We start from the raw sequence: 24,199 nt of genomic DNA, 5'->3' as shown, positions 1-24,199 counted from the left end.
CGGCGTGACATCGCCGCGCCCTTCGTGTATCGGGTCGAACCATCGTGCCAGCGCCGCCAGGCGAAGCGGGGCGCCTTCGCCTCCAGATTTGCCCGCGCCGAGATTTTTCGAGGAACCAGATGACGGTGAAGCCCCTCTATCGACGTGTCTTGCTGAAAGCTTCGGGCGAAGCCTTGATGGGGGAACAGCATTTCGGCATCGACGTCTCGGTCGTCGACCGTATCGCAGCCGACATTGCCGAGGCGCGGGCGCTTGGCGTCGAAGTCGGAGTCGTAATCGGCGGCGGCAACATTTTCCGCGGCGTGGCCGTCGCCTCCAAGGGCGGCGACCGCGTCACCGGCGATCACATGGGCATGCTAGCCACCGTCATCAACTCGCTGGCGCTGCGCACCTCGCTGAACAAAATCGGCGTCGACGCCGTGGTGCTTTCGGCCATTGCCATGCCGGAACTCTGCGAAAGTTTTTCACAGCGCCAGGCGACCGCCTATATGAATCAAGGCAAGGTGGTGATCTTTGCCGGCGGCACCGGCAATCCGTTCTTCACCACCGATTCGGCCGCAGCGCTGCGCGCCGCCGAGATCGGCGCCGACGCGCTATTCAAGGGCACGCAGGTCGACGGCGTCTATTCGGCCGACCCGAAGAAGGATCCGGATGCGGTGCGCTTCGACCGCATAAGTCATGCCGAAGTCATCAAACGCGGGCTTACGATCATGGATACGGCCGCGATTGCACTTGCGCGTGAAAACAACATTCCGATAATCGTCTATTCGATCCACGAAAAAGGTGGTTTCGGCGAAATTCTAAGAGGCGGCGGCCGTTGCACCATCGTCGCGGACAATTGACTGGGGCCGAAGACGGCTGAATGATCGCCGGTCCCGGACGAGACTAGAAGACAAGCAGTGAACCCGGCGAACGGGTCGAGGAGATGATCATGAGTGGCGAGTACGACGATCTCAAGCGGCGCATGGACGGGGCGATCGCGGCCTTCAAGCACGATCTCGCTTCGCTGCGCACCGGCCGCGCTTCCAGCAACCTGCTCGACGCCGTCCAGGTCCATGCCTACGGTACGACGATGCCCATTAACCAGGTGGCCAATGTATCGGTGCCCGAGCCGCGAATGATTTCGGTCTCGGTCTGGGACAAATCGATGGTGAGCGCCGTCGACCGCGCTATCCGCGAGGCCAATCTTGGCTTCAATCCGATCGTCGACGGCACCAATCTGAGGATTCCTTTGCCCGAACTCAACGAGCAGCGCCGCAAGGAACTGGTCAAGATCTCGCACGGCTATGCGGAGAACGCCCGCGTCGCGGTTCGCCATGTCCGTCGCGACGGCATGGATTTCCTCAAAAAGGCGGAAAAGGACGGCACGATCAGCGAAGACGATCATCGCAAGCGCTCCGACCAGGTTCAGAAGCTGACCGATGAGATGATCAGCACCATCGATCACCTGCTTTCCGATAAGGAAGCTGAAATCATGCAGGTTTAGGGTCGGTTTCTCACCGGCTCGAAAGCGAGACCATGACAACCCCCGCGCATGTCGCGATCATCATGGACGGAAACGGACGCTGGGCCAAGGCGCGCGGCATGCCGAGGCTCGCCGGCCACCGCGCCGGCGTCGAAGCCTTGCGCAAGACGGTGCGCGCCGCGCCAGAGCTCGGCATCTCCTATCTGACGGTCTACGCCTTCTCCTCTGAAAACTGGTCGCGGCCGAAGTCCGAGGTCAGCGACCTGATGGGCCTCCTGAAGCTCTTCATCCGCCGGGATCTCGCCGAGTTGCATCAAAACGGCGTGCGGGTGAGGGTGATCGGCGACAGGGAGGGGCTGCAGCCGGACATCAGAGGCCTGCTGCAGGAGGCCGAATCGCTGACCGCGGGCAATGAGGCGCTCACGCTGGTCATCGCCTTCAACTATGGCGGGCGCGACGAGATCGTGCGCACCGCGCGCAAGCTCGCCGATGCCGTGGCTCGCGGCGAAATAACAAGCGACGCCATCACGATGGAGAGCTTTGCCGGCGCGCTCGACACCGAGGGCATTCCCGATCCGGACCTCGTGATCCGCACCAGCGGCGAGCTCAGGCTGTCGAACTTCCTCTTGTGGCAGGCCGCCTACAGCGAGCTCGTCTTCCTGCCTTGCTACTGGCCGGACTTCAGCCGGGAGCACTTGGCCGACGCCCTGCGCGACTTTGCCGGCCGCGAACGCCGTTTCGGCGGGCTCGCCGCCCGCGACGTCGCCTTGTAGCGCGGCATCGATGAGCAATCTCCAGCAGCGTGTCATCTCGGCCATCGTGATGGCAGCCGCCACACTTGCGCTCACCTGGCTCGGCGGGCTGCCGTTCCGCCTGTTCTGTGCGGCGATCGCGGCGTTGATCTTCTACGAATGGACGCGCATGTCGCGCGCTGAGAACGGTGCGACGCTCGGCTTTCTGCCGGAAGTGCTGATTCTGGTCTTCATCGGCGCGCTGGTCGCCGGCCTGCCGGCACTGTGGCTGCTGCTTCTGGTCGCAGCCATCACTGGTATCGTCGCTGTTGCCGCGCGACTGCGGGGAGCAGTGCAGTGGGAGGCCTCGGGGCTGGCATACGCGTCGTTGTCCGGCTTGTCGCTTGCCTATCTGCGCGGGGACAGCCACTCAGGATTGATCGCCATCCTCTTCCTGTTCGCGGTCGTCTGGGCGACCGACATAGCGGCCTATTTCGTCGGCCGCAGGGTCGGCGGCCCGAAGCTTGCGCCATCAATCTCGCCCGGCAAGACGCAGAGCGGCGCGCTTGGCGGCGCTGTCGGCGGCATCGCTGCCGGATTGGTGCTGGCAATCGCGGCCGGGGCCGGCAATCTCACTATGCTTGGTCTCGTCGCCTTGGCACTCTCGATCGTCTCGCAGATCGGCGATCTGTTCGAATCCTGGGTCAAACGCCGGCACGGCTGCAAGGATTCGAGCAATCTCATTCCCGGCCATGGCGGCGTCATGGACAGGGTGGACGGGCTTGTCGCGGCTGCGTTCGCCCTGTACGTCATCGGTTGGATTGCGGCGGGCGCCGACCATCCGGCAATGGGGCTGTTTCCGAACTGACTGGCGTCGCCAATGGGCGAAAACGACGCGTGCCACGGATTCGCCCGGATTGATGCCACAGTCGCGGCGGACTGTCGCGCTGGGCGAATTTTGAGGGCATGACTTGAACGAGATTCTTCACGCGCTCTTCAGCACGCAGGGCTTTGTCCTCGGCACCCTTGTGCCGTTCCTGTTTGTGCTCACCGTCGTGGTATTCGTGCATGAGATGGGCCACTACCTCATCGGCCGCTGGTGCGGCATCGGCGTCAAGGCTTTTGCCATCGGCTTCGGCCCGGAGCTCTTTGGTTTCAACGACCGCCACGGCACACGCTGGAAGCTTTGCGCCATTCCGCTTGGCGGCTACGTGAAATTCGTCGGCGACATGAACGCGACATCGAGCCAGCCGAGCACCGAGGACCTCGAATCGCTGAGCGAGGCCGAGCGCGAGGTCGCCTTCCACACCCAGCCGATCTGGAAACGCGCGGCGACCGTCGTCGCCGGGCCGCTGTTCAATTTCCTGCTGACGATCGCCGTGTTCGCGGTGCTGTTTTCGCTCTACGGCCGCCCGGTGATGGAGCCGATGGTGGCCGAAGTCAGCGCCGGCAGCCCGGCGGCGCGGGCGGGCATTCAGCCCGGCGACCGATTCGTCAGAGTCGACGGCAACAAGGTGGAGACCTTCGCCGACGTTCAACGCCTGGTTTCGGGCCGCGCCGGCGATGCCATCACCTTCACCATGTTGCGCGACGGCAAGGAAATCACCGTCACCGCGACACCGGAACCGATGGAGCAGCAGGATGCGCTGGGCAACAAGGTCAAGGTCGCGATCATCGGCGTGGCCAACAACGCCGAACTCGGGCAGCCGCGACTGGTTTCCTACACGCCCGCGGGCGCGCTGGCGGCGGCTGTCGAGGAAACCGGGCATGTGATCGAGCGCACCGGGCAATTTCTGCAACGTTTCGTCGTCGGGCGCGAGGACAAATGCCAACTCGGCGGCCCAATCAAGATCGCGAAAATGTCGGGTCAGGCGGCCAAACTCGGCTTCGAGTGGCTGGTGCAGCTTGTTGCATTCCTGTCAGTCGGGATAGGGATTCTCAATCTGCTACCGATTCCCCCTCTCGACGGCGGCCACCTCTTGTTCTACGGCGTGGAGGCCGTCATAAGGCGGCCCGTGTCGGAGCGGATGATGGAGATGGCCTACCGGACCGGTCTCCTTCTGGTGCTCGGATTTATGGGCTTCGTTTTTTGGAATGATCTGTTTGGGTGCTGAAATCATGAAGGAATTTGGCTTCGGCCCCATCCAAATTGAGACGCCGTTTACCATGCGTGGGGATATGCGTGACACGAAAGCCACGCAACAGGGTTAAGTAAATACAAATTAACCGGGAGCCTTGCGTGTAGGGGAAATCCGGTTAATACGGTAAGGGAAAATACCGCACGTCCGGTTTTCTCGCCGTGGGGACTACGAGAAAAAGGTACAAAAGCCCGATGAAGGCAGCATCCAAGTTTCTGAGCGCCGCGTCCGCGGCGGCTTTGTCCGCCGCCCTGGTTTTGCCAGGCGCGCTCGCAGTGCAGTTCGTTGCCACATCGGTAGCCGAAGCAGCAGTGGTCAGCAGGGTCGAGGTCAGCGGCAACCAGCGTGTCGATGCCGAAACCATCCGCAATTACATTTCGATCAAGCCTGGCAAGGCGTTTTCAAGCGCCGATGTCGATAGCGCCGTGAAAGCCCTGTTCGGCACCGGGCTGTTCTCGGACGTCCAGATCAATCAGGTCGGCTCGACCCTGGTCGTCAAGGTTTCCGAATACAAGGTGGTCAACCAAGTCCTGTTCCAGGGCAACAAGAAGCTCAAGGACAACGCGCTCCAGGCCGCTGTGCAGCTGAAGCCGCGCGCGACCTTCTCGCAGCAGGCGCTCGACGCCGACGTCGAGGCGGTCAAGGCTGCCTATCGGCGTATCGGCCGCGACGACGCCGCCGTGACCTCCCAGATCATGGACCTCGGCGACAACCGCGTGAACGTGGTCTTCAACATCAACGAAGGCGCGCGCACGCAGATCGCGGCGATCAATTTCGTCGGCAACAGCGCTTTTTCCAGCCGTCGCCTGTCGGACGTCATCAACACCAAGCGTTCGTCCTGGCTTTCGTTCGTGCTGCGCGACGACGTCTATGACGAGGACAAACTGCGCGCCGATCAGGAGTTGCTGCGCCGCTTTTACTACAATCACGGTTACGCCGATTTCCAGGTCGTTTCGGCCGTCGGTGAGTTGGACGAAGCCACCAACAAATACACGGTCACCATCACCGTGCAGGAAGGCGAGCGCTACAACTTCGGCGACATCAGTGTCGAGAGCACGATTCCCGAGGTCGACTCAAAGTCGCTGGAATCGGTGGTCGAGACGCACAAGGGCGATGTGTATAACGCCAAGGACGTCGAGGACACGATCGTTGCGCTCACCGAAAAGGTCGCCGGCTCAGGCTATGCGTTTGCCCAGGTGACGCCGCGCGGCGACCGCAATTTCGAGAATCACACGATCTCGGTCGTCTACACAATCGACCAGGGCACCAAGGCCTATATCGAGCGCATCGAAATCCGCGGCAACGACCGCACGCGTGACTATGTCATCCGGCGCGAATTCGACGTCAGTGAAGGCGACGCCTTCAACCAGGTTCTTATCCAGCGCGCGAAGAAGCGGCTGGAAGCCCTGGATTATTTTGAAAAAGTCGACATCTCGACGGTCCCTGGGTCCGCTCCGGACCAGGTCGTCCTGGTGGTTGACGTGGTCGAGAAGTCGACCGGTGAGTTCTCGGTCGGCGCCGGCTATTCGACCGGCGGCGACACGCCGGGCCCGTCCGTCGAAGGCTCGATCACCGAGCGCAACTTCCTCGGCCGCGGCCAGTACATCAAGCTGTCGGCCGGCGGCGGCAAGAACTCGCGCGACTACGCGATCTCCTTCACCGAGCCGTATTTTCTCGGCCGGCGCATCGCGGCGGGCTTCGACATCTACAAGTCGACCCGTGAGTACAACCACTACGATACGGACGTCACGGGCGCGACCATTCGCTTCGGCCTGCCGATCACCGACAGCATCTCGACGCAGCTGGCGTATAATATCTCGCAGGAGAAGTATTCGATCGCCGATGGCTGCTTGACCAGCGGCGTCTACGATCCGTCCAAGTGCACGATCTCCCAGGCCATCCGCGACGGCGTCGCCGAGAGCCCATGGACCAAGTCGTCGGTTAGCCTCGGTCTGGTTTACAATACCATCGACGACATGAAGAACCCGCACGAGGGTCTTTACGTCACAGGCACAACCGAAGTCGCCGGTCTCGGCGGTGACGCCAAATGGGTGAAGTTGACCGGGCGAGCAAGCGTCTATCAGACCTTGTCCGAGCAGCTGGACCTGGTCGGCCTGGTGTCGGGCGGCGCTGGCTATATCGCGGGCTACGGCAATGGCGATCTGCGCATCTTCGACCACTTCCAGAGCAACGATCGCATGATCCGCGGTTTCGCGTATGGCGGTATTGGCCCGATTGCGAGCGATACCAGCGGCGACCATCTCGGCGGCACGACCTATTTCAATGCCTCGGCGGAAGCCCAGTTCCCGATGCCGGTCATTCCGGAAAGCTTCGGTCTGCGTGGCGCTGTGTTTGCCGATGCGGCAACGCTTTACGGCAGCAAGCTCGATCCTGCTTTGATCAAGCCGGGATCGGCTGACATGCATCTGCGCGCTTCGGTCGGTGTCGGCCTGATGTGGGCTTCGCCGTTCGGCCCGATCCGCATCGATTATGCGATTCCGGTCGAGAAGCAGCCGGGTGACGACGTGCAGGAATTCAACTTCGGCATAGCGACCCGTTTCTAATCGCGGGTTACGATGTTTCCGGGTCGTATGATGGCCCGGAATCGACTGATCCGACCTAGCTGGATAATGTTTGTGGAATGACCGATCCGGTGTTCTTCGCGCCTTCACGCCGGTATACGGCTGGCGAGGTCGCGAATCTGACCGGCGCCAATCTTATTGATTCCTCGCAGGCCGACATCGCCATCGACGCGCTGGCGCCCGCCAATGAGGGTGGCGACGGTGCGCTCGTCTTTGTCGACGGCAAGCGCAATTTCGCCTTGATGCATTCGCTCAGGGCGGCTGCCGTTCTCTGTCCTGCCGACTTCGCCAACAGGGCGCCGCAGGGGATTGCGGTGCTGGCGCATCCGCGCCCGCAGCAGGCCTTCGCCATGGTGGGGCGGCTGCTCTTTCCGCAGGCCGCCACGCCCGGGCCGATGACCGGCGAAACCGGCATTTCGCCGCAAGCGCACATCGATGCGTCCGCGCATGTCGAAGCGGGTGCGATCGTGGAGGCGGGCGCCGTGATCGGTCCCGACGTTTCTATCGGGAGCGGCACGGTCATTGCGCCCCATGCGGTCATTGGCCGCTCCTGCAAGATAGGTCGTGATGGCTATGTGGGTCCGGGCGCCAGCATCCAATATGCGCTGATCGGCAACCGCGTCATCATTCATGGCGGTTCAAGGATCGGTCAGGACGGGTTCGGCTTCGTGGCCGGCGCGAAGGGACCTGAGCGCGTGCCGCAGATCGGCCGCGTCATCATTCAGGATGACGTCGAGATCGGCTCCAACTCGACCGTCGATCGCGGTGCGATGTCCGACACCATCATCGGACAAGGCACCAAGATCGACAATCTGGTGCAGATCGCCCACAATGTTCGCATCGGCCGCAATTGCATTATAGCCGGGCTTTCGGGTATTTCCGGTTCCGTCGTCGTCGGCGACAACGTCACCATGGGTGGCGGCGTCGGCCTCGCCGATCATTTGACCATCGGTCCCGGGGCCAAGCTTGCTGCGAGAAGTGGATTCATGAGCAACGTGCCGGCGGGCGAGGTCTGGGGAGGCTATCCGGCACAGCCAATGGCGGAAGCCATGCGTGAGATCGCGATGCTGCGCAGGCTGGCCAGGACGCGCAAGCAGGGCGACGGAAATGGCTGACACGGTTGCGACGACACTTGAGGCGGTCGACATAATGGGGCTGATGAAGCTCCTGCCGCACCGTTATCCGTTTCTGCTGATCGACCGTATCGTCGAAATCGACGGCGACGACTCCGCGGTCGGCATCAAGAACGTGACCATCAACGAACCGCACTTCCAGGGCCATTTCCCGCAGCAGCCGGTGATGCCGGGCGTGCTCATCATCGAGGCCATGGCCCAGACCGCCGGCGCGATCTGCATTCGCAGCCTCAATGCGGAAAAGCCGTCGCTGGTTTATTTCATGACCATCGACAACGCGAAGTTCCGCAAGCCGGTCGTCCCCGGCGATCAGCTCAGGATCCACGTCAAGAAGATCAAGAAGCGCGGCAACCTGCTGAAATTTGCCTGCGAGGCGATGGTGGATGGCGCAAAGGCCGCCGAAGCCGAAGTTTCGGCTATGATGGTCACCGGCTGACGGTTTCTAATGCTCATGAAAGTTCAGACATCAATCCACCCTTCCTCGGTCGTCGAAGAAGGCGCCCAGCTCGGCGAAGGTGTGCGTATCGGACCCTTCTGCCATGTCGGCGCCGATGCCGTCATCGGCGATCGCGTCGAGCTGGTCAGCCATGTCTCGGTGATGGGCGCGACCACCGTCGGCGGCTCGACCAAGGTCTATCCAATGTCGACGCTCGGGGCGCCGCCGCAGAACACCAAGCACAAGGGCGGGCGCACGACGCTGGTCATCGGCGGAAATTGCACCATCCGCGAAGGCGTCACCATGCATGTCGGCACCGATTCCAGCCGCGGCGAGACGGCGATCGGCGACAATGGCAATTTCCTGGCCTATGCCCACATTGCCCATGACTGCGTCGTCGGCAAGAATGCCACCTTCGCCAATGGGGCGACGCTCGGCGGGCATTGCGAGATCGGCGACAATGTCTATATCGGCGGCCTGACCGCCGTGCATCAGTTTGTCCGCGTCGGCGACAACGCCTTTATCGGCGGCTGCTCGGCGGTCGTCGGCGACGTCATTCCCTATGCGATCGCGGTCGGCAATCGCGCCAAGCTGCGCGGGCTCAACGTCGTCGGCCTGAAGCGCTCCGGCCTGCCGCGCGCCGAAATCTACATGCTGCGAAGGGCTTACAGGGCGATTTTCGACCACTCCCGCACGGTCGGGGAGAATGTCGAGATCGCCAAGGCGGAGTTCGCCTCGTCACCGACGGCCATGAAGATGATCGACTTCATCACCAGTCGCGGCAAGCGGCATTATGCCGTCCCGCCGCTCAAGGGCGGTGGCGGCGATGACGATGGCGATGACGAGGGCTGAGCCCGCCGGGTCAGGGCTTGCACTCGCGCCGGGCTCCAGGGTCGGCATCATCGCCGGTGGCGGCAGCCTGCCGGTCGAAGTGGCGGAAGGTCTGGTCAGACAGGGACATTCGCCTTTCATCATCCTGGCCGAGGGCGAGGTGGATCGCGAAGTGGACTTTGCCGCCTACGAGCAGGCGACGCTTGCGCTCGAAGACATCGGCTTCCTGCTTCCCTTGCTGAAGCGCGAAGGCATTAACCACCTGGTTCTTGCCGGCGAGATCAAGCGCAGGCCGCGGCTTGCGAAGATACGTCCAACGCTCAGTCTGCTGACGATAATCCCCTCCGTGGCAATGGCGCTGGCCCGCGGCGACGACGGGCTTTTGAAGGTTCTGACGCGCGGGCTGGAAATGCGCGGTATCACCGTGGTCGGAGCGCATGAGATCGTTCCAGATCTCGCTGCCGGCGAGGGCACGCTGACCAAGGCAGGACCAAAGCAATCGGACTGGCGCGATATCGAGGCGGGCCGCGCGGCGGCCAAGGCGATCGGCGAGCTCGACATCGGCCAGGCGGCGATTGCTATTGGAGGGCGGGTTATCGCGTTGGAAGGCATCGAAGGCACTAAGGGCCTGCTCGAGCGGACGCGCGAATTGCGCGGACACGGCAGGCTCGCCGGCAAGACGCGCGGCGTTCTCGTCAAATGCGCCAAGCCAGGGCAGGAGCTGCGCGCCGACCTGCCCTCGATAGGCCCGCAGACGGTCGAGGCCGCACATGCGGCCGGCCTTGCCGGCATCGCCGTCGAAGCCGGCCGCTCGCTCATTCTCGAAAGCCCGGTGACTCTCGCGCGGGCCGATGCGCTTGGCTTGTTCATCGTCGGATTTACCGCGACGGAGCCGACCGATGGCCAGTGAGAGGCCGCTCAAGATCGCCATCGTCGCGGGCGAGGAATCGGGCGATCTGCTCGGCGCCGACATCGTGCGTGCGCTCGAGAAGACCACCGGTCGTAAGATCCGGCTCGTCGGCATCGGCGGCCGGCATCTGCAGGAACTGGGGCTGACACCGCTCTTCGACGGCAGCGAGATCGCGCTGATGGGCTTCAGCGCCGTCTTGCGCGACCTACCGCGGCTGATGCGCCGGATCAGCCAAACAGCCGGCACCGTCGCGGCGGAGCGGCCGGATTGCCTGATCACCATCGACAGCCCTGATTTTTCGCTGCGGGTCGCCAAAAGGGTCCGCGCCGCCGCGCCCGCCATCCCGATCGTCCATTATGTCTGCCCGAGCGTGTGGGCATGGCGGCCGGGCAGGGCGGCGGCGATGAAGCCCTATGTCGATCACATCCTCTGCATCCTGCCCTTCGAAGTGAAGGCGCTCACCCGACTTGGTGGGCCGCCCGGCACCTATGTCGGCCACCGGCTGACCCAGGATCCCGGCGTGCTTGGCGCCGCCAAGGCGCAGAGCTTGCCGCGGGATCTGTCGGAGGATCGCGTGAAGACGCTGCTCGTGCTGCCCGGCTCGCGCCGCGGCGAGGTGCGCCGGCTGATCGAGCCGTTCGGCAAGGCGATATCGGTCTTGCATCAGCGCGGTCACCGCTTGCGGCTGATGCTGCCGACGGTGCCGCATGTCGCCGACCTGGTGAAAACATCCGTCACGCGTTGGGACGAGAAGCCAGAGATCATCACCGATCCGGAGCGCAAATGGTTGGCTTTCGGCAAGGCCGACGCGGCTCTGATCGCCTCCGGAACAGTTTCGCTCGAGCTTGCGCTTTGCGGTGTTCCAATGGTCTCCAGCTACAAGCTCGATCCGATCGCGAGGCAGCTGCTGCAGCATCTGGTGACGACCTGGTCGGCGCTGCTGCCCAACCTGATCGCCGATCGCGCGCTGGTGCCGGAGTTCTATGATCAGTATGTCAGGCCGGAGAACCTGGCGCGTCAGTTGGAAGCCCTGTTTGCCGACACCGGCATGCGCGCCTGGCAGCGGGCAGGTTTTGCCGAAATCGCCAGGCGCATGGCGACCGACAGGCCGTCGGGCGAGATTGCTGCAGAGGTGGTGCTGGGGTGCATCAGAAAAGCGAATAGGGAGTAGCGAATAACGAGTAGGCTGGGCGCCGCTCAGCGCCGCCGAGTTCTGTCCCTATTCGCTATTCGCTATTTCGCTATTCGCTCACTCACCGCTTCGCAATCGGCACGTAATCGCGCTCCGTGGCGCCGGTGTAGAGCTGGCGCGGGCGGCCGATCTTCTGGTGCGGATCTTCGATCATTTCCTTCCACTGCGCGATCCAGCCGACGGTGCGGGCGACCGCGAACAGCACGGTGAACATGGTGGTGGGGAAGCCCAGCGCCTTCAGCGTGATACCCGAATAGAAGTCGACGTTCGGATAGAGCTTCTTCTCGATGAAATACTCGTCGGTCAGCGCGATCTTCTCCAGCTCCATCGCGATGTCGAGCAGCGGATCATCCTTGATGCCGAGCTCGCCCAGCACCTCATGCGCCGTCTTCTGCATGATCTTGGCGCGCGGATCGTAGTTCTTGTAGACGCGATGGCCGAAGCCCATCAGGCGGAACGGGTCGTTCTTGTCCTTGGCGCGGGCGATGAATTCCGGGATGTGATCGACATGGCCGATCTCGCCCAGCATGTTGAGGGCCGCCTCGTTGGCGCCGCCATGCGCGGGGCCCCAGAGGCAAGCAATGCCGGCCGCGATGCAGGCGAACGGATTGGCGCCCGAAGAGCCGGCGAGACGAACCGTCGAAGTCGACGCGTTCTGCTCGTGATCGGCGTGCAGGATGAAGATGCGCTCCATGGCGCGCGCCAGCACCGGATTGATCTTGTACTCCTCACACGGCACGGCAAAGCACATGTGCAGGAAGTTGGCGGCGAAATTCAGCTCGTTCTTCGGGTAAATGAAGGGCTGGCCGATGTGGTATTTGTAGGCCATCGCCGCGATCGTCGGCATCTTGGCGATCAGTCGCATGGAGGCGACCATGCGCTGATATGGGTCCGAGATGTCGGTAGAGTCGTGGTAGAAGGCCGACAGCGCGCCGACCACGCCGCACATGACGGCCATCGGATGGGCGTCGCGGCGGAAGCCGGTGAAGAAGCGCGACATCTGCTCATGCACCATGGTGTGGCGCGTCACGCGATAGTCGAAGTCGTCCTTCTGCGCCTTGGTCGGCAATTCGCCGTAGAGCAGGAGATAACAGACCTCGAGGAAGTCGCCGTGCTCGGCGAGCTGGTCGATCGGGTAGCCGCGATGCAGCAGGATGCCGGCGTCGCCGTCGATGAAGGTGATCGCCGACTCGCAGCTTGCCGTCGAGGTGAAACCGGGATCGTAGGTGAAGGCCCCGGTGGTGCTGTACAGCGCGCCGATGTCGATGACGTCGGGCCCGGTCGAGCCGCTTCGCACCTTGAATTCATGCGTCTTGCCGGCGAGCTCGAGCCTTGCGGTCGACTCGCGCGCCTTGCCGCCCGATTCCAGTTTTGTCGCAGCTTCGCTCATTGCAAACTCCTTTATGTTTTCTCATGCCGGCAAGGCAATTCCTGCAAACGACACGTCGAAATCACCGGAATGCGCGAACTTGCCACCGCATTTTAGGAGGTGCGTGCCAGATTGGGCCAAGGCCTAATGTTGCACTGCGAAACACACCTTTCAATGCCAATCTTCTTGGGCCAGTTCGCTCCTAATCGATTTGATCCGCAACCCGCGCCAGGCTCTCCTCACGGCCGAGCACAGCGAGCACATCGAACACGCCGGGCGAGGTGCTGCGGCCGGTGAGCGCAGCTCTCAGCGGTTGAGCCACGGCGCCGAGCTTATGGCCGCCTGCCTGCGCAAAATCGCGAATAGCGGCTTCCGCGGTCGCGGCGCTCCATTGGCTGGAGATCGCGGCGAGCGCGGCATGGGCGCCGCGCAAAATGGCGCGGGCGTCGCTGCCAAGCAACCCCGCAGCCTTTTCGTCGAGCCGCAAGGGCCGCTCGGCGAACAGGAAGCCGGCTCCATCGACAAGCTCGACCAACGTCTTTGCCCGCTCCTTGAGGCCCGGCATGGCGGCAAGCAGCTGTGCCTTGCGCCTGTCGTCGAGTTTGGCCGCGAGCGCCGGGCCACCCTCGAGATAGGGCAGGGTGGCTACGAGAATATCAAACAGCGCCTTGTCGTCCATCTTGCGCATATGGACGCCGTTCAGCGCCTCGAGCTTGGCGAAGTCGAACCGGGCGGCGCCCTTGTTGACGTCGCCGATGTCGAACCAGGAGATCATATCCTTGATCGACATCACCTCGTCGTCGCCGTGGCTCCAGCCGAGCCTGGCCAGATAGTTGAGCAGGGCCTCCGGCAGATAGCCCATGGCGCGATAAGCCTCGACGCCGAGCGCGCCGTGGCGCTTCGACAGCTTGGCGCCGTCGGCACCATGGATCAGCGGGATGTGCGACATCGACGGCACGGTCCAGCCCATGGCGTTGTAGATTACGGTCTGGCGCGCGGCGTTGGTCAGGTGATCGTCGCCGCGGATGATGTGGGTGACGCCCATATCGTGATCGTCGACGACGACGGCATGCATGTAGGTCGGGTTGCCGTCCGAGCGCAGGATGATGAAGTCGTCGAGGTCCTTGTTCGGGAATCGCACCTCGCCCTGCACGCGGTCGTGCACGACGGTCTCTCCTTCGGTCGGCGCCTTGATGCGGATGGCGCCCTTCACGCCGGGAGGCGCCTCGGAGGGGTCGCGGTCGCGCCACTGGCCATTGTAGCGCGGCGGCAGACCCTTGGCCCGCGCCGCCTCGCGCATCGCCTCCAGCTCGGCAGGCGTCTCATAGCTGAAATAGGCCTTGCCCAGCCGTACGAGCTCCTCTGCCACCTCACGGTGGCGCGGCGCGCGCTCGAACTGCGACACGGCCTCGCCGTCCCATGAGAGGCCGAGCCAGGTCAGTCCGTCAAGAATAGCGGCCGTCGCCGCTTCGGTGGAGCGCTCGCGGTCGGTGTCCTCGATGCGCAGCAGCATCGTGCCGCCCGTGTGCCTGGCGTAGAGCCAGTTGAACAGCGCCGTGCGCGCGCCGCCGATGTGCAAATAGCCGGTGGGCGAGGGGGCAAAGCGGGTGACGACCTTGTCGGACATGGAACTCTCGGAAGAAGCACTGAAGCGGGCATGTTTGCGCGGACTTTCGCGCGGTGGGCGTTCATGTAGCATAGGAGGTCTGGGGCGCAAGGGGCAGACCCGATGGCTGGACGTGGCCGGGGTGCGGAGGAGGGCGAGGAGACGACGGCTGGCGTGAGCGAGCGCCTGCTGTTTGCCGCCACCGTGCCTGCCGAGGCTGTACCGGTTTTGGTTCCAGTGCCGCGTCCGGCCGCCGAAATTTTGCCGCCGGACGGCGATGCTTCGCTACAAGCTCGTCCGCCGGCAGCCATCGACTTAATCCGCAGGCGGTTCCGCCGTGCCTCGTTTTCCGCGTTTCGCCGGGGTGTGGCCGAGGCAGCCTCCACCGAGCTCGACCGCGGCATCGGCTTCCTGCTGGTGCCGGTGTTCCTGGCCGCCGGCGTGATACTCTATTATTCCTTGAGCGCCGAGCCGGATCTTTACCGACCGCTGGCGGCGGTGGCGCTGATGGCTCTATGCGCGGCCGTTTCGCGTCCCTGGCTGAAGACACACCTGGTCTTTATGGCGGCTCTGTTTTGCGCGCTGGGCTTCGTCGCCGCGAAGGTCGAGACCTGGCGCGCCGCAACACCGATGCTCGGCTCCGAAATCCAGACGCGGCTGACAGGCCGCGTCGCCGTCGCCGAGGAAATGGCCAATGGCCGCGTCAGGCTGACCATCGATCTCATCTCGACCGCGCATCCAAAGCTGCGCTACGCACCGGATCGCGTCAGGCTCTCGGCACGCAGGATCCCGGCCGGCATGAAGGCTGGATCGCTGGTGACGGGTTACGCACGGCTCCTGCCGCCGACCGGGCCGGTCCGTCCCGAAAGCTATGATTTTTCCTTCGACAGCTATTTTTCCGGCATCGGCGGCAGTGGATTTCTCCTCGGCGACCCGAAACTCATTCCGCCAACCGACCCGATCGCTCAGACGAGCATCGCCTCAGCCATCGAGAACGCGCGCGAAAACATTGCCGATCACATCAGAAGCACCATTGGCGGACCCGAAGGCGAGATTGCCGCTGCACTGATCGTCGGCGTGCGCGCCGGCATTCCCGAGGACATCAACGAGGCGATGCGGCGGACCGGCATCTATCACATCATCTCGATTTCGGGCCTGCACATGGCGCTGGTCGCCGGCACGGTCATGCTTCTGCTGCGCGGCGCCTTTGCGCTGTTCCCGGATTTTTCGTCACGCCGGCCGGTGAAGAAGTATGCCGCGGCAATCGCGCTTATGTCGATCGCCGCCTATCTCGTCATCTCCGGGTTGGTGGTCGCCGCCGAGCGAAGCTTCATCATGCTGGCCGTCATGCTGATCGCCGTGCTTTTCGACCGCGCCGCGCTGACGATGCGCAATTTGGCGATCTCGGCCATCGCCGTCATCCTGGTGTCGCCGCATGAAGTGGTTGGCCCGAGCTTTCAGATGTCGTTCGCGGCAACCGCCGCCCTTGTCGGCGCCTATGCCGGCTGGTCCGACTACCGCGCCGGCAAGGTGAGAGCGCCGCCGGAAAAGCGTTCGTTCCTGCGGTTCATGTCGCACAAACTGGCAGTCGGAGCAGGTGGCGCCGCAATGACGTCGATCATTGCCGGAAGTGCCACGGCGCTGTTTGCCATCTGGCATTTCCAGCGCGTCTCGCCGCTCAGCCTGCTGGCCAATCTCGCGATCATGCCGATCGTCACGATCGTGATGTTTCTGGCCGTCGCCAGCGCGGTCATGATGCCGTTCGGCTTCGACGGGCCCTTCCTCTATTTGATGGGCAAGGGCCTGGCGGCGATGATCGCGATCTCGGCGTGGATTTCGGAGTGGTCGCCGGTCGATGCCGTGGGCCTGATCTCGATCCATTCGGTGCTGCTGGCGACGATCGCGCTCGTCATCGCCACGATGGCGACTACGTGGCTCAGGCTGACCGCAATTCCTTTCGCTGCCGCGGCCGTCATGATCATCCCGCAGGTGCGCACGCCGGACCTGCTGATCTCGGAGGACGCGCATCTGGTGGCGATGCCGATCGGCGGCGGCGAACTCGCCATCAATCGCGCCCGCTCCAACGAGTTCACCACCGATAACTGGAAACGTGCGCTCAAGGCCGAAACGATCGTGCCGCCGGAGACATTCGCCAAGGGCACGCTGGACTTGGCCGATCCGGTCGACCTGCCGCCTGGATCGCCCTTTTACTGCACGGGCGATCTCTGCATTGGCCGGCATCCATCAGGCGCGATCGTCGCGCTCGCCGAGAACCGCGAAGCTGCCCGGCCTGCCTGCGACTTCGCAGACCTCATCGTCATCAACGACGCCACGGCCTACAATCCCTGCCGCGATCCACGTATCCTCGTCGTCACCAAGCGGCAGCTCGCGCGCGACGGCAGTGCCGCCGTCTTCTTCGATCCGCAATCGGCGACGGCGCGAGCAACCATTCAATACGCCGTCGAAAAACCGTACCGCCCTTGGCACGAACAGCGGCGCTACTCGCGTGAGGCGAGGGGGTTGGCGCCTTACAAGAAGCCCGAGAAGGAAGCCAAGCCGCAGCCCCTCAGTAGCGGCGGATGAGCCCGACGAGCTTGCCCTGAACCTTGACGCGATCGGGACCGAAGATGCGCGTCTCATAGGCCGGATTGGCAGCCTCGAGCGCGATGGAGGCGCCCTTGCGGCGGAAGCGCTTCAGCGTCGCCTCCTCGTCGTCGACCAGCGCCACGACGATCTCCCCGGGGCTCGCAGTGCTGGCGTTGCGGATGATGACCGTGTCGCCGTCGAAGATGCCGGCCTCGATCATCGAGTCGCCTTTGACCTCGAGCGCGTAGTGCTCGCCGCCCGCGATCATGTCCGGCGGCACTGTGATCGAATGCGTCTGGTGCTGGATGGCGTCGATCGGCACGCCGGCGGCAATGCGACCCATCACCGGGATGGAGACGGCTGAACCGGCGTCGTCGTCATTGCTGGGCGTCGGCGTGCGGGCGGGCGCCGCGGGTTTGATCTGGCGGCCGAGATTGCCTTGGCCGCCCTGGATGACGCTCGGCGAGAATTTCTTCGCCGCATTGAGGCCGGGCGCGATCGAGTCAGGTAGGCGCAGCACTTCAAGGGCACGCGCCCGGTTCGGCAGCCGGCGAATGAAACCGCGCTCCTCCAGCGCCGTGATCAGGCGGTGGATGCCCGATTTCGAGGCAAGGTCGAGCGCTTCCTTCATCTCATCGAAAGACGGCGGAATGCCGCTTTCCTTGAGCCGTTCATGGATGAACATCAGCAGTTCATGTTGTTTGCGCGTCAGCATGGCGGCCCCCATGGGTTCTGAAACCAGAATCAGAAAAACAAACCCAGAACAAACACTATCTGTTCCAGTTGTGTTCCGCAACCGTTTAAAGTTTAGTGAATGTGTTGACGTTTTGTTCAGCGTAACATCAGAACGCTGCATTCCTCGCCGGCTTCAGCCGCCGGTGCGAAGGGTTGGCGCACGATCAGGCCATTGGCATCGGCGAGAATCCTCAACATCGAGGAATCCTGGATGCCGAACGGTGTTGCGATCAACGCCCCCGCATCTTCGCGGACCACGGCGCGCACATAGTCCTGCCTGAGATCGTTGGCGTGCATTGCGACGCCTAGCCGGGCCATGCGGATTTCCTGCCGGCAGGACCGGCCGCCCAGCCGCGCCAGAAGCGGCTTCAGGAACAGCTGCGAGCAGACCAGGCTTGCGACCGGATTGCCGGGCAGGCCGATGCAGCGAATGTCGCCGAGCCGGCCAAACATCAACGGCTTGCCGGGACGCATGGCGATCTTCCAGAAGTCGAGCTGCATGCCTTCGCCGGTCAGCACGTCGTGGATCAGGTCGTGGTCGCCGACGGAGGCGCCGCCAAGCGTGACGATGACGTCGGTGCCGGCCTTGACCGCCTTCTTGACCAGGGCCGCGATCGCGTCCTTGCGGTCGGCGGCGATGCCGAGGTCGAGCGCGCGCGCGCCGACCGACTGGGCCGTAGCTGTGACGCCATAGGCATTCGACGAGATGATCTGGTCGGGGCCGAGCGCGCTGCCCGGCGGCAGCAATTCGTCGCCGGTGGCGATGATGGCGAGCAGCGGCTGCCGCACCACGTTGAGACTCGGATGGTTGGCCGATGCCGCCAGCGAAAGCGCCGCCGGATCGAGCTGGCGGCCTTTTTCGAGGAGCAGGTCGCCCTCGCAGAAGTCGAGGCCGCGGCGACGGACGTTTCGTCCCTCCGCGGTCGGCTCGGTCACTTCGATGCCGCCGCCGCCGAGATCGCGGACATTCTCCTGGATAACGACGGTATCGGCGCCTTCGGGGAGCGGCGCGCCGGTGAAGATGCGCACGGTCTCGCCCTTGCCGACAGAGCCGGTGAAGCCACGCCCGGCGGGCGCCATGCCGATCACGGAGAGCCGCGCCGGCGCCGAGGCCACGTCGGCGGCCCTTACGGCATAGCCGTCCATCGCCGACGCATTGAAGGGCGGCTGGGTGCGCAGAGCCACCACCGGGTCGGCCAGAACCCGGCCGGCGGCGTCGGCCAGCGGCACGCTTTCGCCTGGCAGCGCGGTCGCGCCGTCCAACAGCCGCTGGAGCGCGTCGGCGACCGGAAGCAAAGCCATGCTACAGACCTGCCTTGTAGTCGCCCGACTTGCCGCCGGTCTTCTCGACCAGCCTGATGCCGGAAATCGCCATGCCGCGGTCCGCTGCCTTGGCCATGTCATAGATGGTGAGGCAGGCAACCGACGCCGCGGTCAGCGCCTCCATTTCCACCCCGGTCTTGCCGGTAACCCTGGCAAGCGCGCTGACCCTCAGGCCGGGAAGCGCGTGATCGGGCTCGATCTCGACGGACACCTTGGTGAGAAGGAGGGGATGGCAAAGCGGGATGAGCTCATGCGTCTTCTTGGCCGCCATGATGCCGGCGATGCGCGCCGTGCCAAGCACGTCGCCTTTCTTGGCGTCGCCGGCCAGGATCATCTCCAGCGTTTCCGGCTGCATGGTGACATACCCTTCGGCGATGGCCGTGCGCGTCGTCTCGGCCTTGCCGCCGACATCGACCATGTTGGCTTCGCCCTTGGCGCCGAGATGCGTAAGCGCGGGCATTCTCAGACGGCCTCGGCCGGCGCCTTGCCCGTCAGCAGAAGGGCGGTCGCGGCGGCCACGTCGGCCTGCCGCATCAGGCTTTCGCCAACGAGGAAGGTGCCGATCTTGCTCTTTTCCAGCCGCCGGCAGTCCTGATGGGTGAAAATGCCGCTCTCGCTGACCAGCAGCCGGTCGTCCGGGACCATGGCGGCAAGCCGCTCGGAAACGTCGAGGCTGGTTTCGAAGGTTCTCAAATCGCGGTTGTTGATGCCGATCAGCCGCGACGAGAGACGAAGCGCGCGTTCCATCTCCTGTTCGTCATGCACCTCGACCAGCGCGTCCATGCCGAGATCGAAGGCCGTGGCTTCCAATTCACTGGCCAAGGCGTCGTCGACGCTCGCCATGATGATGAGGATCGCGTCCGCGCCCCAGGCGCGGGCTTCATGAACCTGATACGGGTCGAAGAGGAAATCCTTGCGCAGGGCGGGCAGGCTAACGGCGGCGCGCGCCGCGGTCAGAAAGCCGGGCGCGCCCTGGAAGGACGGTGCGTCGGTCAGCACCGAAAGACAGGCAGCACCGCCTTGCTGGTAGGCCCTGGCGAGCGCCGGCGGGTCGAAGTCGGCGCGGATCAAGCCCCTGGAAGGGCTGGCCTTCTTGATCTCCGCAATCAGCGCGAAGCCGCCGGCCTTCCGCTTGGCCTCAAGCGCCGCAAGGAAGCTGCGCGGGGGTTCCGCATCCTTGGCCTTCGCCTTGACCTCGGCAAGCGGCTCGCTGAGCTTCGCGGCGGCGATCTCATCGCGCTTGTAGGCTTCGATCTTGCGCAGGATATCGGACAAAATTCTAACCGTTCGAAATCTCGATGAGCTTGTCGAGCACCGCCAGCGCCCGGCCGCTGTCGATGGCCTGCGCTGCTGCCTCGATGCCATCGCCGAGCGTCGTTGCCTTGCCGGCCACCACCAGCCCGGCGCCGGCATTCATCAGCACGGTATCGCGATAAGCGCCGGCAGCGCCGCCCAGCATATCGCGCAATGCCTTGGCATTGTAGGCCGCTTCGCCGCCGCGCAGATCTTCCTTGTTATGCCGCTTCAGTCCGACCGCTTCCGGAGTGAGGGTAAAGGTGCGGATCTCGCCGCCGGCGAGCTCTGCGACCTGCGTCTCGCCCGTGGTGGTGATCTCGTCATAACCGTCGCCGTGCACGACCCAGGCATGATCGGTGCCCAGCGCCTTCAGCGTCTCAGCCACCGGCATGATCCATTCGGGCAGGAAGACGCCAACCATCTGCCGGCCGACGCCGGCTGGATTCGACAGAGGCCCGAGCAGGTTGAAGATGGTGCGCGTGCCGAGCTCGCCCCGGACAGGACCGACATGCTTCATCGCCGGATGATGCGCTGGCGCGAACATGAAGCCGACGCCGGCCTCCTGGATGCAGCGGCCGATCGTCTCCGGTGCGATGTCGACCTTGACGCCGAGCGCCATCAGCACGTCCGCCGCGCCGGTCAGCGAGGACAGGCCGCGATTGCCGTGCTTGGCCACCGGGACACCCGCGGCGGCGATGACGAATGCCGATCCGGTCGAAATGTTGACCGAATGCGAATTGTCGCCGCCGGTGCCGACGATGTCGATGGCGCCGCGCGGGGCTTCGACGCGGAGCATCTTGGCGCGCATCGTGGCGACCGCGCCGGAGATCTCGCTCACGGCCTCGCCACGCACGCGCAACGCCATCAGGAAGCCACCGATTTGCCCCGGCGTCGCGTCGCCCGACATGATGATGTCGAAGGCCTCGCGCGCTTCCTCGAAGGAGAGCGCGGTGCCGGTCGCGACCTTGGCAATATATGTCTTAAGCGCGCTCATCGTGTCTGTGCTTGGGAAACGGCGGCCGGATCGATACGAACGTCATATTGCGACTGCAGCTGCGCCACCAACTGATCGAGCAGGTCGTCGGATATGCCGGCGCTGAAAGATTTCTGCGCGTCTTCCGGGACAGAGCTGCCATCGGCACCGGCAGGTTCGAAGACTTCGGCAACCTTGAACAGGATCTGACCGTCGCCGGTGGGCGAGGGGATCAGGCCCGTGCCGCCTTCGCCGACGCCGAACATGGCCACCGCGCCCTCCTTGCCGAAATCGGCATCGTCGGCTTCGCGCTTCAGGCCGCGCTTGGTCTGCTTCTCGAGCTTCAGCTCGCCCGCGATCACGTCGAGCGTCGCACCGGCCTTGAGGCGCTTTTCCAACTCCCCGGCCTTGGCGGTGAGCCGCTTGTCGGTCTCGGCCGCGGTCCAGTCGGCCACCACCTTCTGGCGAACCTCGTCCAGCGTGCGGTCGTGCGCCGGGGTGATCGACTGGACTTCATAAAAAACGAAGCCGTTGGCGGCAGTGGTCAGGCCTTCATTCTCGGTGTTCGGCTCGGCCTCGAAGACGGCCTTGATGAGGTCCGCCGATTGCGGCAGGTCGTTGACGATCGTGCCGTCCGGCCGCTGGCCGGTGCGGTCGATGGCGTCGATGGTGACGACCTTGAGCTTTAGCTTGTCGGCCGCCTGGGCAAGCGAGGCACCGGAAGCGCGGGTGTCCTCGTAGCTGTCGTGGACGTCGAGCAGGACGCGGCTTGCCTCGCCGAGCGCAAGATCCTTGCGGATCTGGTCGGACACTTCCGAAAGCGGCTTCACCACCTGCGCCTTGATTTCGGTGACGCGCAAGAGCACCGGGCCGAAGGCGCCCTGAACCACCGGGCTGACCTCGTTGACGTTGAGCGAGAAGGCTGCGTCGGCCACCGCCTTGTCGGCGATCTTGTCCTTTGCCAGCGTGCCGAGCACGGTGTCGGCCTGCGTCTTGCCCTCTGCGGTGACGATCTTGTCGAAGGTGGCGCCGGCCTTCAGGGAGTCAAATGCCGCCTTGGCCGCGTCCGGCGTCTTGAACACCAGCTGTTCGATGGTGCGCATTTCGGGCGTCGTATAGCGCGCCTTGTTCTTGTTGTAGTCGTCAGCGATCTGCTGATCGGTCACCGCCGTCGGGTCCATGATGTCCTGCGGCTCAAGCCGGATATAGGAGAATTTGCGGTATTCCGGCGCGGCGTAGTTCTTCTTGTTGGCTTCGAAATAGGTTTTCAGCGCGCTGTCGGACGGCGCCTCGATCGGCTGGACGAGTGTCTTCGGCAGGACGAGATAGTCGATCGTGCGGTCCTCGCCGCGATAGAGCGCGACCGCCTTCAGGAAGGTCTGCGGCGCCTTGAGGCCGTCGGAAATCGCCTCGACGATCTGTTGGCGGACCGCCACCTGCGAGCGGTTCTTCAGATAGTCCTCGGGTCGCATGCCGATCTGGCTCAGCAGATATTCGAAGGTCCTGCGGTCGAACTGGCCGCCTGGACCCTTGAAGGCCGGATCCTCGCGCGTCAGCTCGGACAGCCGGTCCTTGGAAAGGCCAAGCCCGAGCTTGCGAGCCTGCTCGTCGAGAACGGCGCCGGAGACGAGCTGCGCCAGAACCTGGTTGTCGAGGCCGAGCAGCTTAGCCTGTTCATGCGTGATGCGCTGGCCATATTGCTGCGACAGCAGGTTGATCTGGCGATCGTAGGCGAGGCGGTATTCGTTGATCGAGACCGTGGTGCCGCCGGCGGTAATCACCGAATGATGGCCAGCCAAGCTTCCCGACAGGCGCCCGGAAATACCCCAGACGGCAAAGCTCACCACCAGCAAGGACAGCAAAGCTTTCGCGACCCAGGTGCCCGCCGCGCTTCTCAAAATACCAAGCATGCCCACTTCCGATCTTTGCGCATTTTCGCATGCGCCGACTCTGAAACAAGCGCAATAGCGTCCTTCCGGCCCACTGTCGATTGCTTTGTGGCCCGATTTTGGTAGTGAGGGCGCTGCCTTATGTTGCCTGGAGAACTCGACGCCATGACCCCTGGAATCCGTCCGCTCGTTGCCGGCAACTGGAAAATGAACGGCACCAGCGCCTCGCTCAACGAGTTGAGGATGATCGGCAACGGCTTCATGAGCGGCCTCGATGCGGAGACGGAAGCCCTGGTCTGCGTTCCGGCCACCTTGCTTCACCAGGCCGCAGAGATCCTTTCGCGGACACCGGTTCGCGCCGGCGGCGAGGATTGCCACCCCAAGGAGAGCGGCGCCTATACGGGTGAGATTTCGGCCGAGATGCTGAAGGATGCCGGCGCAAGCCATGTCATCGTCGGCCACTCCGAGCGGCGCGAGCAATGCGGCGACGACGATGCGATCGTCAATGCCAAGGCTTCGGCCGCCTGGCGGGCAGGGCTGGTGGCCATCATCTGCATCGGCGAGACGCGCGCCGAGCGTGAAGCCGGCGCGACGCTCGATGTCCTGTCGCGGCAGCTCGACGGTTCCGTGCCGGCGAGCGCCACCGCCGCCAACACCATCATCGCTTACGAGCCCGTCTGGGCCATCGGCACCGGCTTGACGCCGACCGCGGCCGACGTCGCCGAGGCGCATGCCCATATCCGTGGCAAGCTGACGGCGCTGCTCGGCGATGCCGCGGCCAGAATGCGCATTCTCTATGGCGGTTCGGTCAAGCCGTCCAATGCTGTGGAGCTGCTCGGCGTCGAGAATGTCGATGGCGCGCTGGTCGGCGGCGCAAGCCTGAAGGCGGCCGACTTCCTCGCCATTGCCGAAGCCTATATGCACATGTCATAGCCGCAGACGGCGGCAGGGGCGCGGCCCAAATCGTTGCAATGGCCGGATTGCTCCCCATATTCCCGGCCACG

General features: G+C 64.0%; 20 protein-coding genes and 1 pseudogene. 13 read left to right on the top strand and 8 right to left on the bottom strand.

Annotated elements, in window-relative coordinates:
- Positions 1-119: 119 nt before the first annotated feature.
- The 11 genes and pseudogenes from pyrH (at position 120) to lpxB (ending at position 11,397) form a co-directional block, all read left to right on the top strand.
- Complete coding sequence (gene pyrH / locus CK218_RS11435; RefSeq protein ID WP_067319888.1) at positions 120-842, top strand: UMP kinase; 723 nt, start codon at positions 120-122, stop codon at positions 840-842.
- A gap of 89 nt (positions 843-931) precedes the next feature.
- Positions 932-1,486: a ribosome recycling factor gene (gene frr, locus CK218_RS11430; protein ID WP_082980388.1), complete on the top strand. Its 555-nt coding sequence runs from the start codon at positions 932-934 to the stop codon at positions 1,484-1,486.
- 20 nt (positions 1,487-1,506) lie between these two features.
- Positions 1,507-2,238: pseudogene (locus CK218_RS11425) on the top strand (isoprenyl transferase); the annotation flags it as partial.
- Between the two features lie 10 nt (positions 2,239-2,248).
- Positions 2,249-3,064: a phosphatidate cytidylyltransferase gene (locus tag CK218_RS11420; RefSeq protein ID WP_095827771.1), complete on the top strand. Its 816-nt coding sequence runs from the start codon at positions 2,249-2,251 to the stop codon at positions 3,062-3,064.
- A 103-nt stretch (positions 3,065-3,167) separates the two neighbouring features.
- Positions 3,168-4,310, top strand: a complete 1,143-nt coding sequence (gene rseP, locus CK218_RS11415) for an RIP metalloprotease RseP (RefSeq protein ID WP_066992647.1) — start codon at positions 3,168-3,170, stop codon at positions 4,308-4,310.
- Between the two features lie 218 nt (positions 4,311-4,528).
- A complete protein-coding gene (gene bamA / locus CK218_RS11410; protein WP_095827770.1) occupies positions 4,529-6,898 on the top strand; it encodes an outer membrane protein assembly factor BamA in 2,370 nt (789 codons plus the stop codon).
- A gap of 77 nt (positions 6,899-6,975) precedes the next feature.
- Positions 6,976-8,031 (top strand): UDP-3-O-(3-hydroxymyristoyl)glucosamine N-acyltransferase, encoded by a 1,056-nt coding sequence (gene lpxD, locus CK218_RS11405; protein WP_095827769.1) that lies wholly within the window; start codon positions 6,976-6,978, stop codon positions 8,029-8,031.
- Positions 8,024-8,485, top strand: a complete 462-nt coding sequence (fabZ, locus tag CK218_RS11400; RefSeq protein WP_066992658.1) for a 3-hydroxyacyl-ACP dehydratase FabZ — start codon at positions 8,024-8,026, stop codon at positions 8,483-8,485. Before lpxD ends, fabZ begins: the two co-directional genes overlap by 8 nt.
- Before the next feature lie 15 nt (positions 8,486-8,500).
- Entirely contained in the window at positions 8,501-9,337 is an 837-nt protein-coding gene (gene lpxA, locus CK218_RS11395) for an acyl-ACP--UDP-N-acetylglucosamine O-acyltransferase (protein WP_095827978.1), read from the top strand.
- Positions 9,324-10,226 (top strand): UDP-2,3-diacylglucosamine diphosphatase LpxI, encoded by a 903-nt coding sequence (gene lpxI / locus CK218_RS11390; protein ID WP_095777812.1) that lies wholly within the window; start codon positions 9,324-9,326, stop codon positions 10,224-10,226. Before lpxA ends, lpxI begins: the two co-directional genes overlap by 14 nt.
- A complete protein-coding gene (gene lpxB / locus CK218_RS11385) occupies positions 10,216-11,397 on the top strand; it encodes a lipid-A-disaccharide synthase (protein WP_095827768.1) in 1,182 nt (393 codons plus the stop codon). Before lpxI ends, lpxB begins: the two co-directional genes overlap by 11 nt.
- 82 nt (positions 11,398-11,479) lie before the next feature.
- On the opposite strand, the gene gltA is transcribed toward lpxB, so the two are convergent.
- Positions 11,480-12,808: a citrate synthase gene (gene gltA, locus CK218_RS11380; protein WP_095777720.1), complete on the bottom strand. Its 1,329-nt coding sequence runs from the start codon at positions 12,806-12,808 to the stop codon at positions 11,480-11,482.
- A gap of 181 nt (positions 12,809-12,989) precedes the next feature.
- A complete protein-coding gene (gene gltX, locus CK218_RS11375) occupies positions 12,990-14,414 on the bottom strand; it encodes a glutamate--tRNA ligase (protein WP_095827767.1) in 1,425 nt (474 codons plus the stop codon).
- Positions 14,415-14,516: 102 nt separating this feature from the next.
- Here gltX and CK218_RS11370 point away from each other — a divergent pair, with 102 nt between their 5' ends.
- A complete protein-coding gene (locus CK218_RS11370; RefSeq protein WP_095827766.1) occupies positions 14,517-16,976 on the top strand; it encodes a ComEC/Rec2 family competence protein in 2,460 nt (819 codons plus the stop codon).
- Here CK218_RS11370 and lexA read toward each other — a convergent pair.
- From lexA to CK218_RS11340, 6 genes are all read right to left on the bottom strand, one after another.
- Positions 16,960-17,694 (bottom strand): transcriptional repressor LexA, encoded by a 735-nt coding sequence (gene lexA / locus CK218_RS11365; RefSeq protein ID WP_067320161.1) that lies wholly within the window; start codon positions 17,692-17,694, stop codon positions 16,960-16,962. The two genes, CK218_RS11370 and lexA, sit on opposite strands and share 17 nt — an antisense overlap.
- 116 nt (positions 17,695-17,810) lie before the next feature.
- Positions 17,811-19,016, bottom strand: a complete 1,206-nt coding sequence (gene glp, locus CK218_RS11360; RefSeq protein WP_095827765.1) for a gephyrin-like molybdotransferase Glp — start codon at positions 19,014-19,016, stop codon at positions 17,811-17,813.
- 1 nt (position 19,017) lies between these two features.
- Positions 19,018-19,497: a cyclic pyranopterin monophosphate synthase MoaC gene (moaC, locus tag CK218_RS11355; protein WP_095827764.1), complete on the bottom strand. Its 480-nt coding sequence runs from the start codon at positions 19,495-19,497 to the stop codon at positions 19,018-19,020.
- A 2-nt stretch (positions 19,498-19,499) separates the two neighbouring features.
- On the bottom strand, positions 19,500-20,312 hold the full coding sequence (gene trpC, locus CK218_RS11350; protein WP_095827763.1) for an indole-3-glycerol phosphate synthase TrpC: 813 nt from the start codon (positions 20,310-20,312) through the stop codon (positions 19,500-19,502).
- A gap of 4 nt (positions 20,313-20,316) precedes the next feature.
- Positions 20,317-21,327, bottom strand: coding sequence for an anthranilate phosphoribosyltransferase (gene trpD, locus CK218_RS11345; protein WP_095827762.1), 1,011 nt, complete (start codon positions 21,325-21,327; stop codon positions 20,317-20,319).
- Positions 21,324-23,216: a peptidyl-prolyl cis-trans isomerase gene (locus CK218_RS11340; protein ID WP_095827761.1), complete on the bottom strand. Its 1,893-nt coding sequence runs from the start codon at positions 23,214-23,216 to the stop codon at positions 21,324-21,326. Before CK218_RS11340 ends, trpD begins: the two co-directional genes overlap by 4 nt.
- 144 nt (positions 23,217-23,360) lie before the next feature.
- Here CK218_RS11340 and tpiA point away from each other — a divergent pair, with 144 nt between their 5' ends.
- Positions 23,361-24,128, top strand: coding sequence for a triose-phosphate isomerase (gene tpiA, locus CK218_RS11335; protein ID WP_066992805.1), 768 nt, complete (start codon positions 23,361-23,363; stop codon positions 24,126-24,128).
- The last annotated feature ends 71 nt before the right edge of the window (positions 24,129-24,199 follow it).

The organism is Mesorhizobium sp. WSM3879 (genome assembly GCF_002294915.1).
Classification (GTDB): domain Bacteria; phylum Pseudomonadota; class Alphaproteobacteria; order Rhizobiales; family Rhizobiaceae; genus Mesorhizobium.
Note: the sequence above shows the minus strand (reverse complement) of the source record. Positions and strands in the feature narration are given on the sequence as shown.

Excerpts from the sequence above, each read along its gene's own strand:
- pyrH (WP_067319888.1), top strand. The coding sequence starts at position 120 with ATGACGGTGAAGCCCCTCTATCGACGTGTCTTGCTGAAAGCTTCGGGC.
- frr (WP_082980388.1), top strand. The coding sequence starts at position 932 with ATGAGTGGCGAGTACGACGATCTCAAGCGGCGCATGGACGGGGCGATC.
- CK218_RS11420 (WP_095827771.1), top strand. The coding sequence starts at position 2,249 with ATGAGCAATCTCCAGCAGCGTGTCATCTCGGCCATCGTGATGGCAGCC.
- bamA (WP_095827770.1), top strand. The coding sequence starts at position 4,529 with ATGAAGGCAGCATCCAAGTTTCTGAGCGCCGCGTCCGCGGCGGCTTTG.
- lpxD (WP_095827769.1), top strand. The coding sequence starts at position 6,976 with ATGACCGATCCGGTGTTCTTCGCGCCTTCACGCCGGTATACGGCTGGC.
- fabZ (WP_066992658.1), top strand. The coding sequence starts at position 8,024 with ATGGCTGACACGGTTGCGACGACACTTGAGGCGGTCGACATAATGGGG.
- lpxA (WP_095827978.1), top strand. The coding sequence starts at position 8,501 with ATGAAAGTTCAGACATCAATCCACCCTTCCTCGGTCGTCGAAGAAGGC.
- lpxI (WP_095777812.1), top strand. The coding sequence starts at position 9,324 with ATGACGAGGGCTGAGCCCGCCGGGTCAGGGCTTGCACTCGCGCCGGGC.
- lpxB (WP_095827768.1), top strand. The coding sequence starts at position 10,216 with ATGGCCAGTGAGAGGCCGCTCAAGATCGCCATCGTCGCGGGCGAGGAA.
- gltA (WP_095777720.1), bottom strand. The coding sequence starts at position 12,808 with ATGAGCGAAGCTGCGACAAAACTGGAATCGGGCGGCAAGGCGCGCGAG.
- gltX (WP_095827767.1), bottom strand. The coding sequence starts at position 14,414 with ATGTCCGACAAGGTCGTCACCCGCTTTGCCCCCTCGCCCACCGGCTAT.
- CK218_RS11370 (WP_095827766.1), top strand. The coding sequence starts at position 14,517 with ATGGCTGGACGTGGCCGGGGTGCGGAGGAGGGCGAGGAGACGACGGCT.
- lexA (WP_067320161.1), bottom strand. The coding sequence starts at position 17,694 with ATGCTGACGCGCAAACAACATGAACTGCTGATGTTCATCCATGAACGG.
- glp (WP_095827765.1), bottom strand. The coding sequence starts at position 19,016 with ATGGCTTTGCTTCCGGTCGCCGACGCGCTCCAGCGGCTGTTGGACGGC.
- moaC (WP_095827764.1), bottom strand. The coding sequence starts at position 19,497 with ATGCCCGCGCTTACGCATCTCGGCGCCAAGGGCGAAGCCAACATGGTC.
- trpD (WP_095827762.1), bottom strand. The coding sequence starts at position 21,327 with ATGAGCGCGCTTAAGACATATATTGCCAAGGTCGCGACCGGCACCGCG.
- CK218_RS11340 (WP_095827761.1), bottom strand. The coding sequence starts at position 23,216 with ATGCTTGGTATTTTGAGAAGCGCGGCGGGCACCTGGGTCGCGAAAGCT.
- tpiA (WP_066992805.1), top strand. The coding sequence starts at position 23,361 with ATGACCCCTGGAATCCGTCCGCTCGTTGCCGGCAACTGGAAAATGAAC.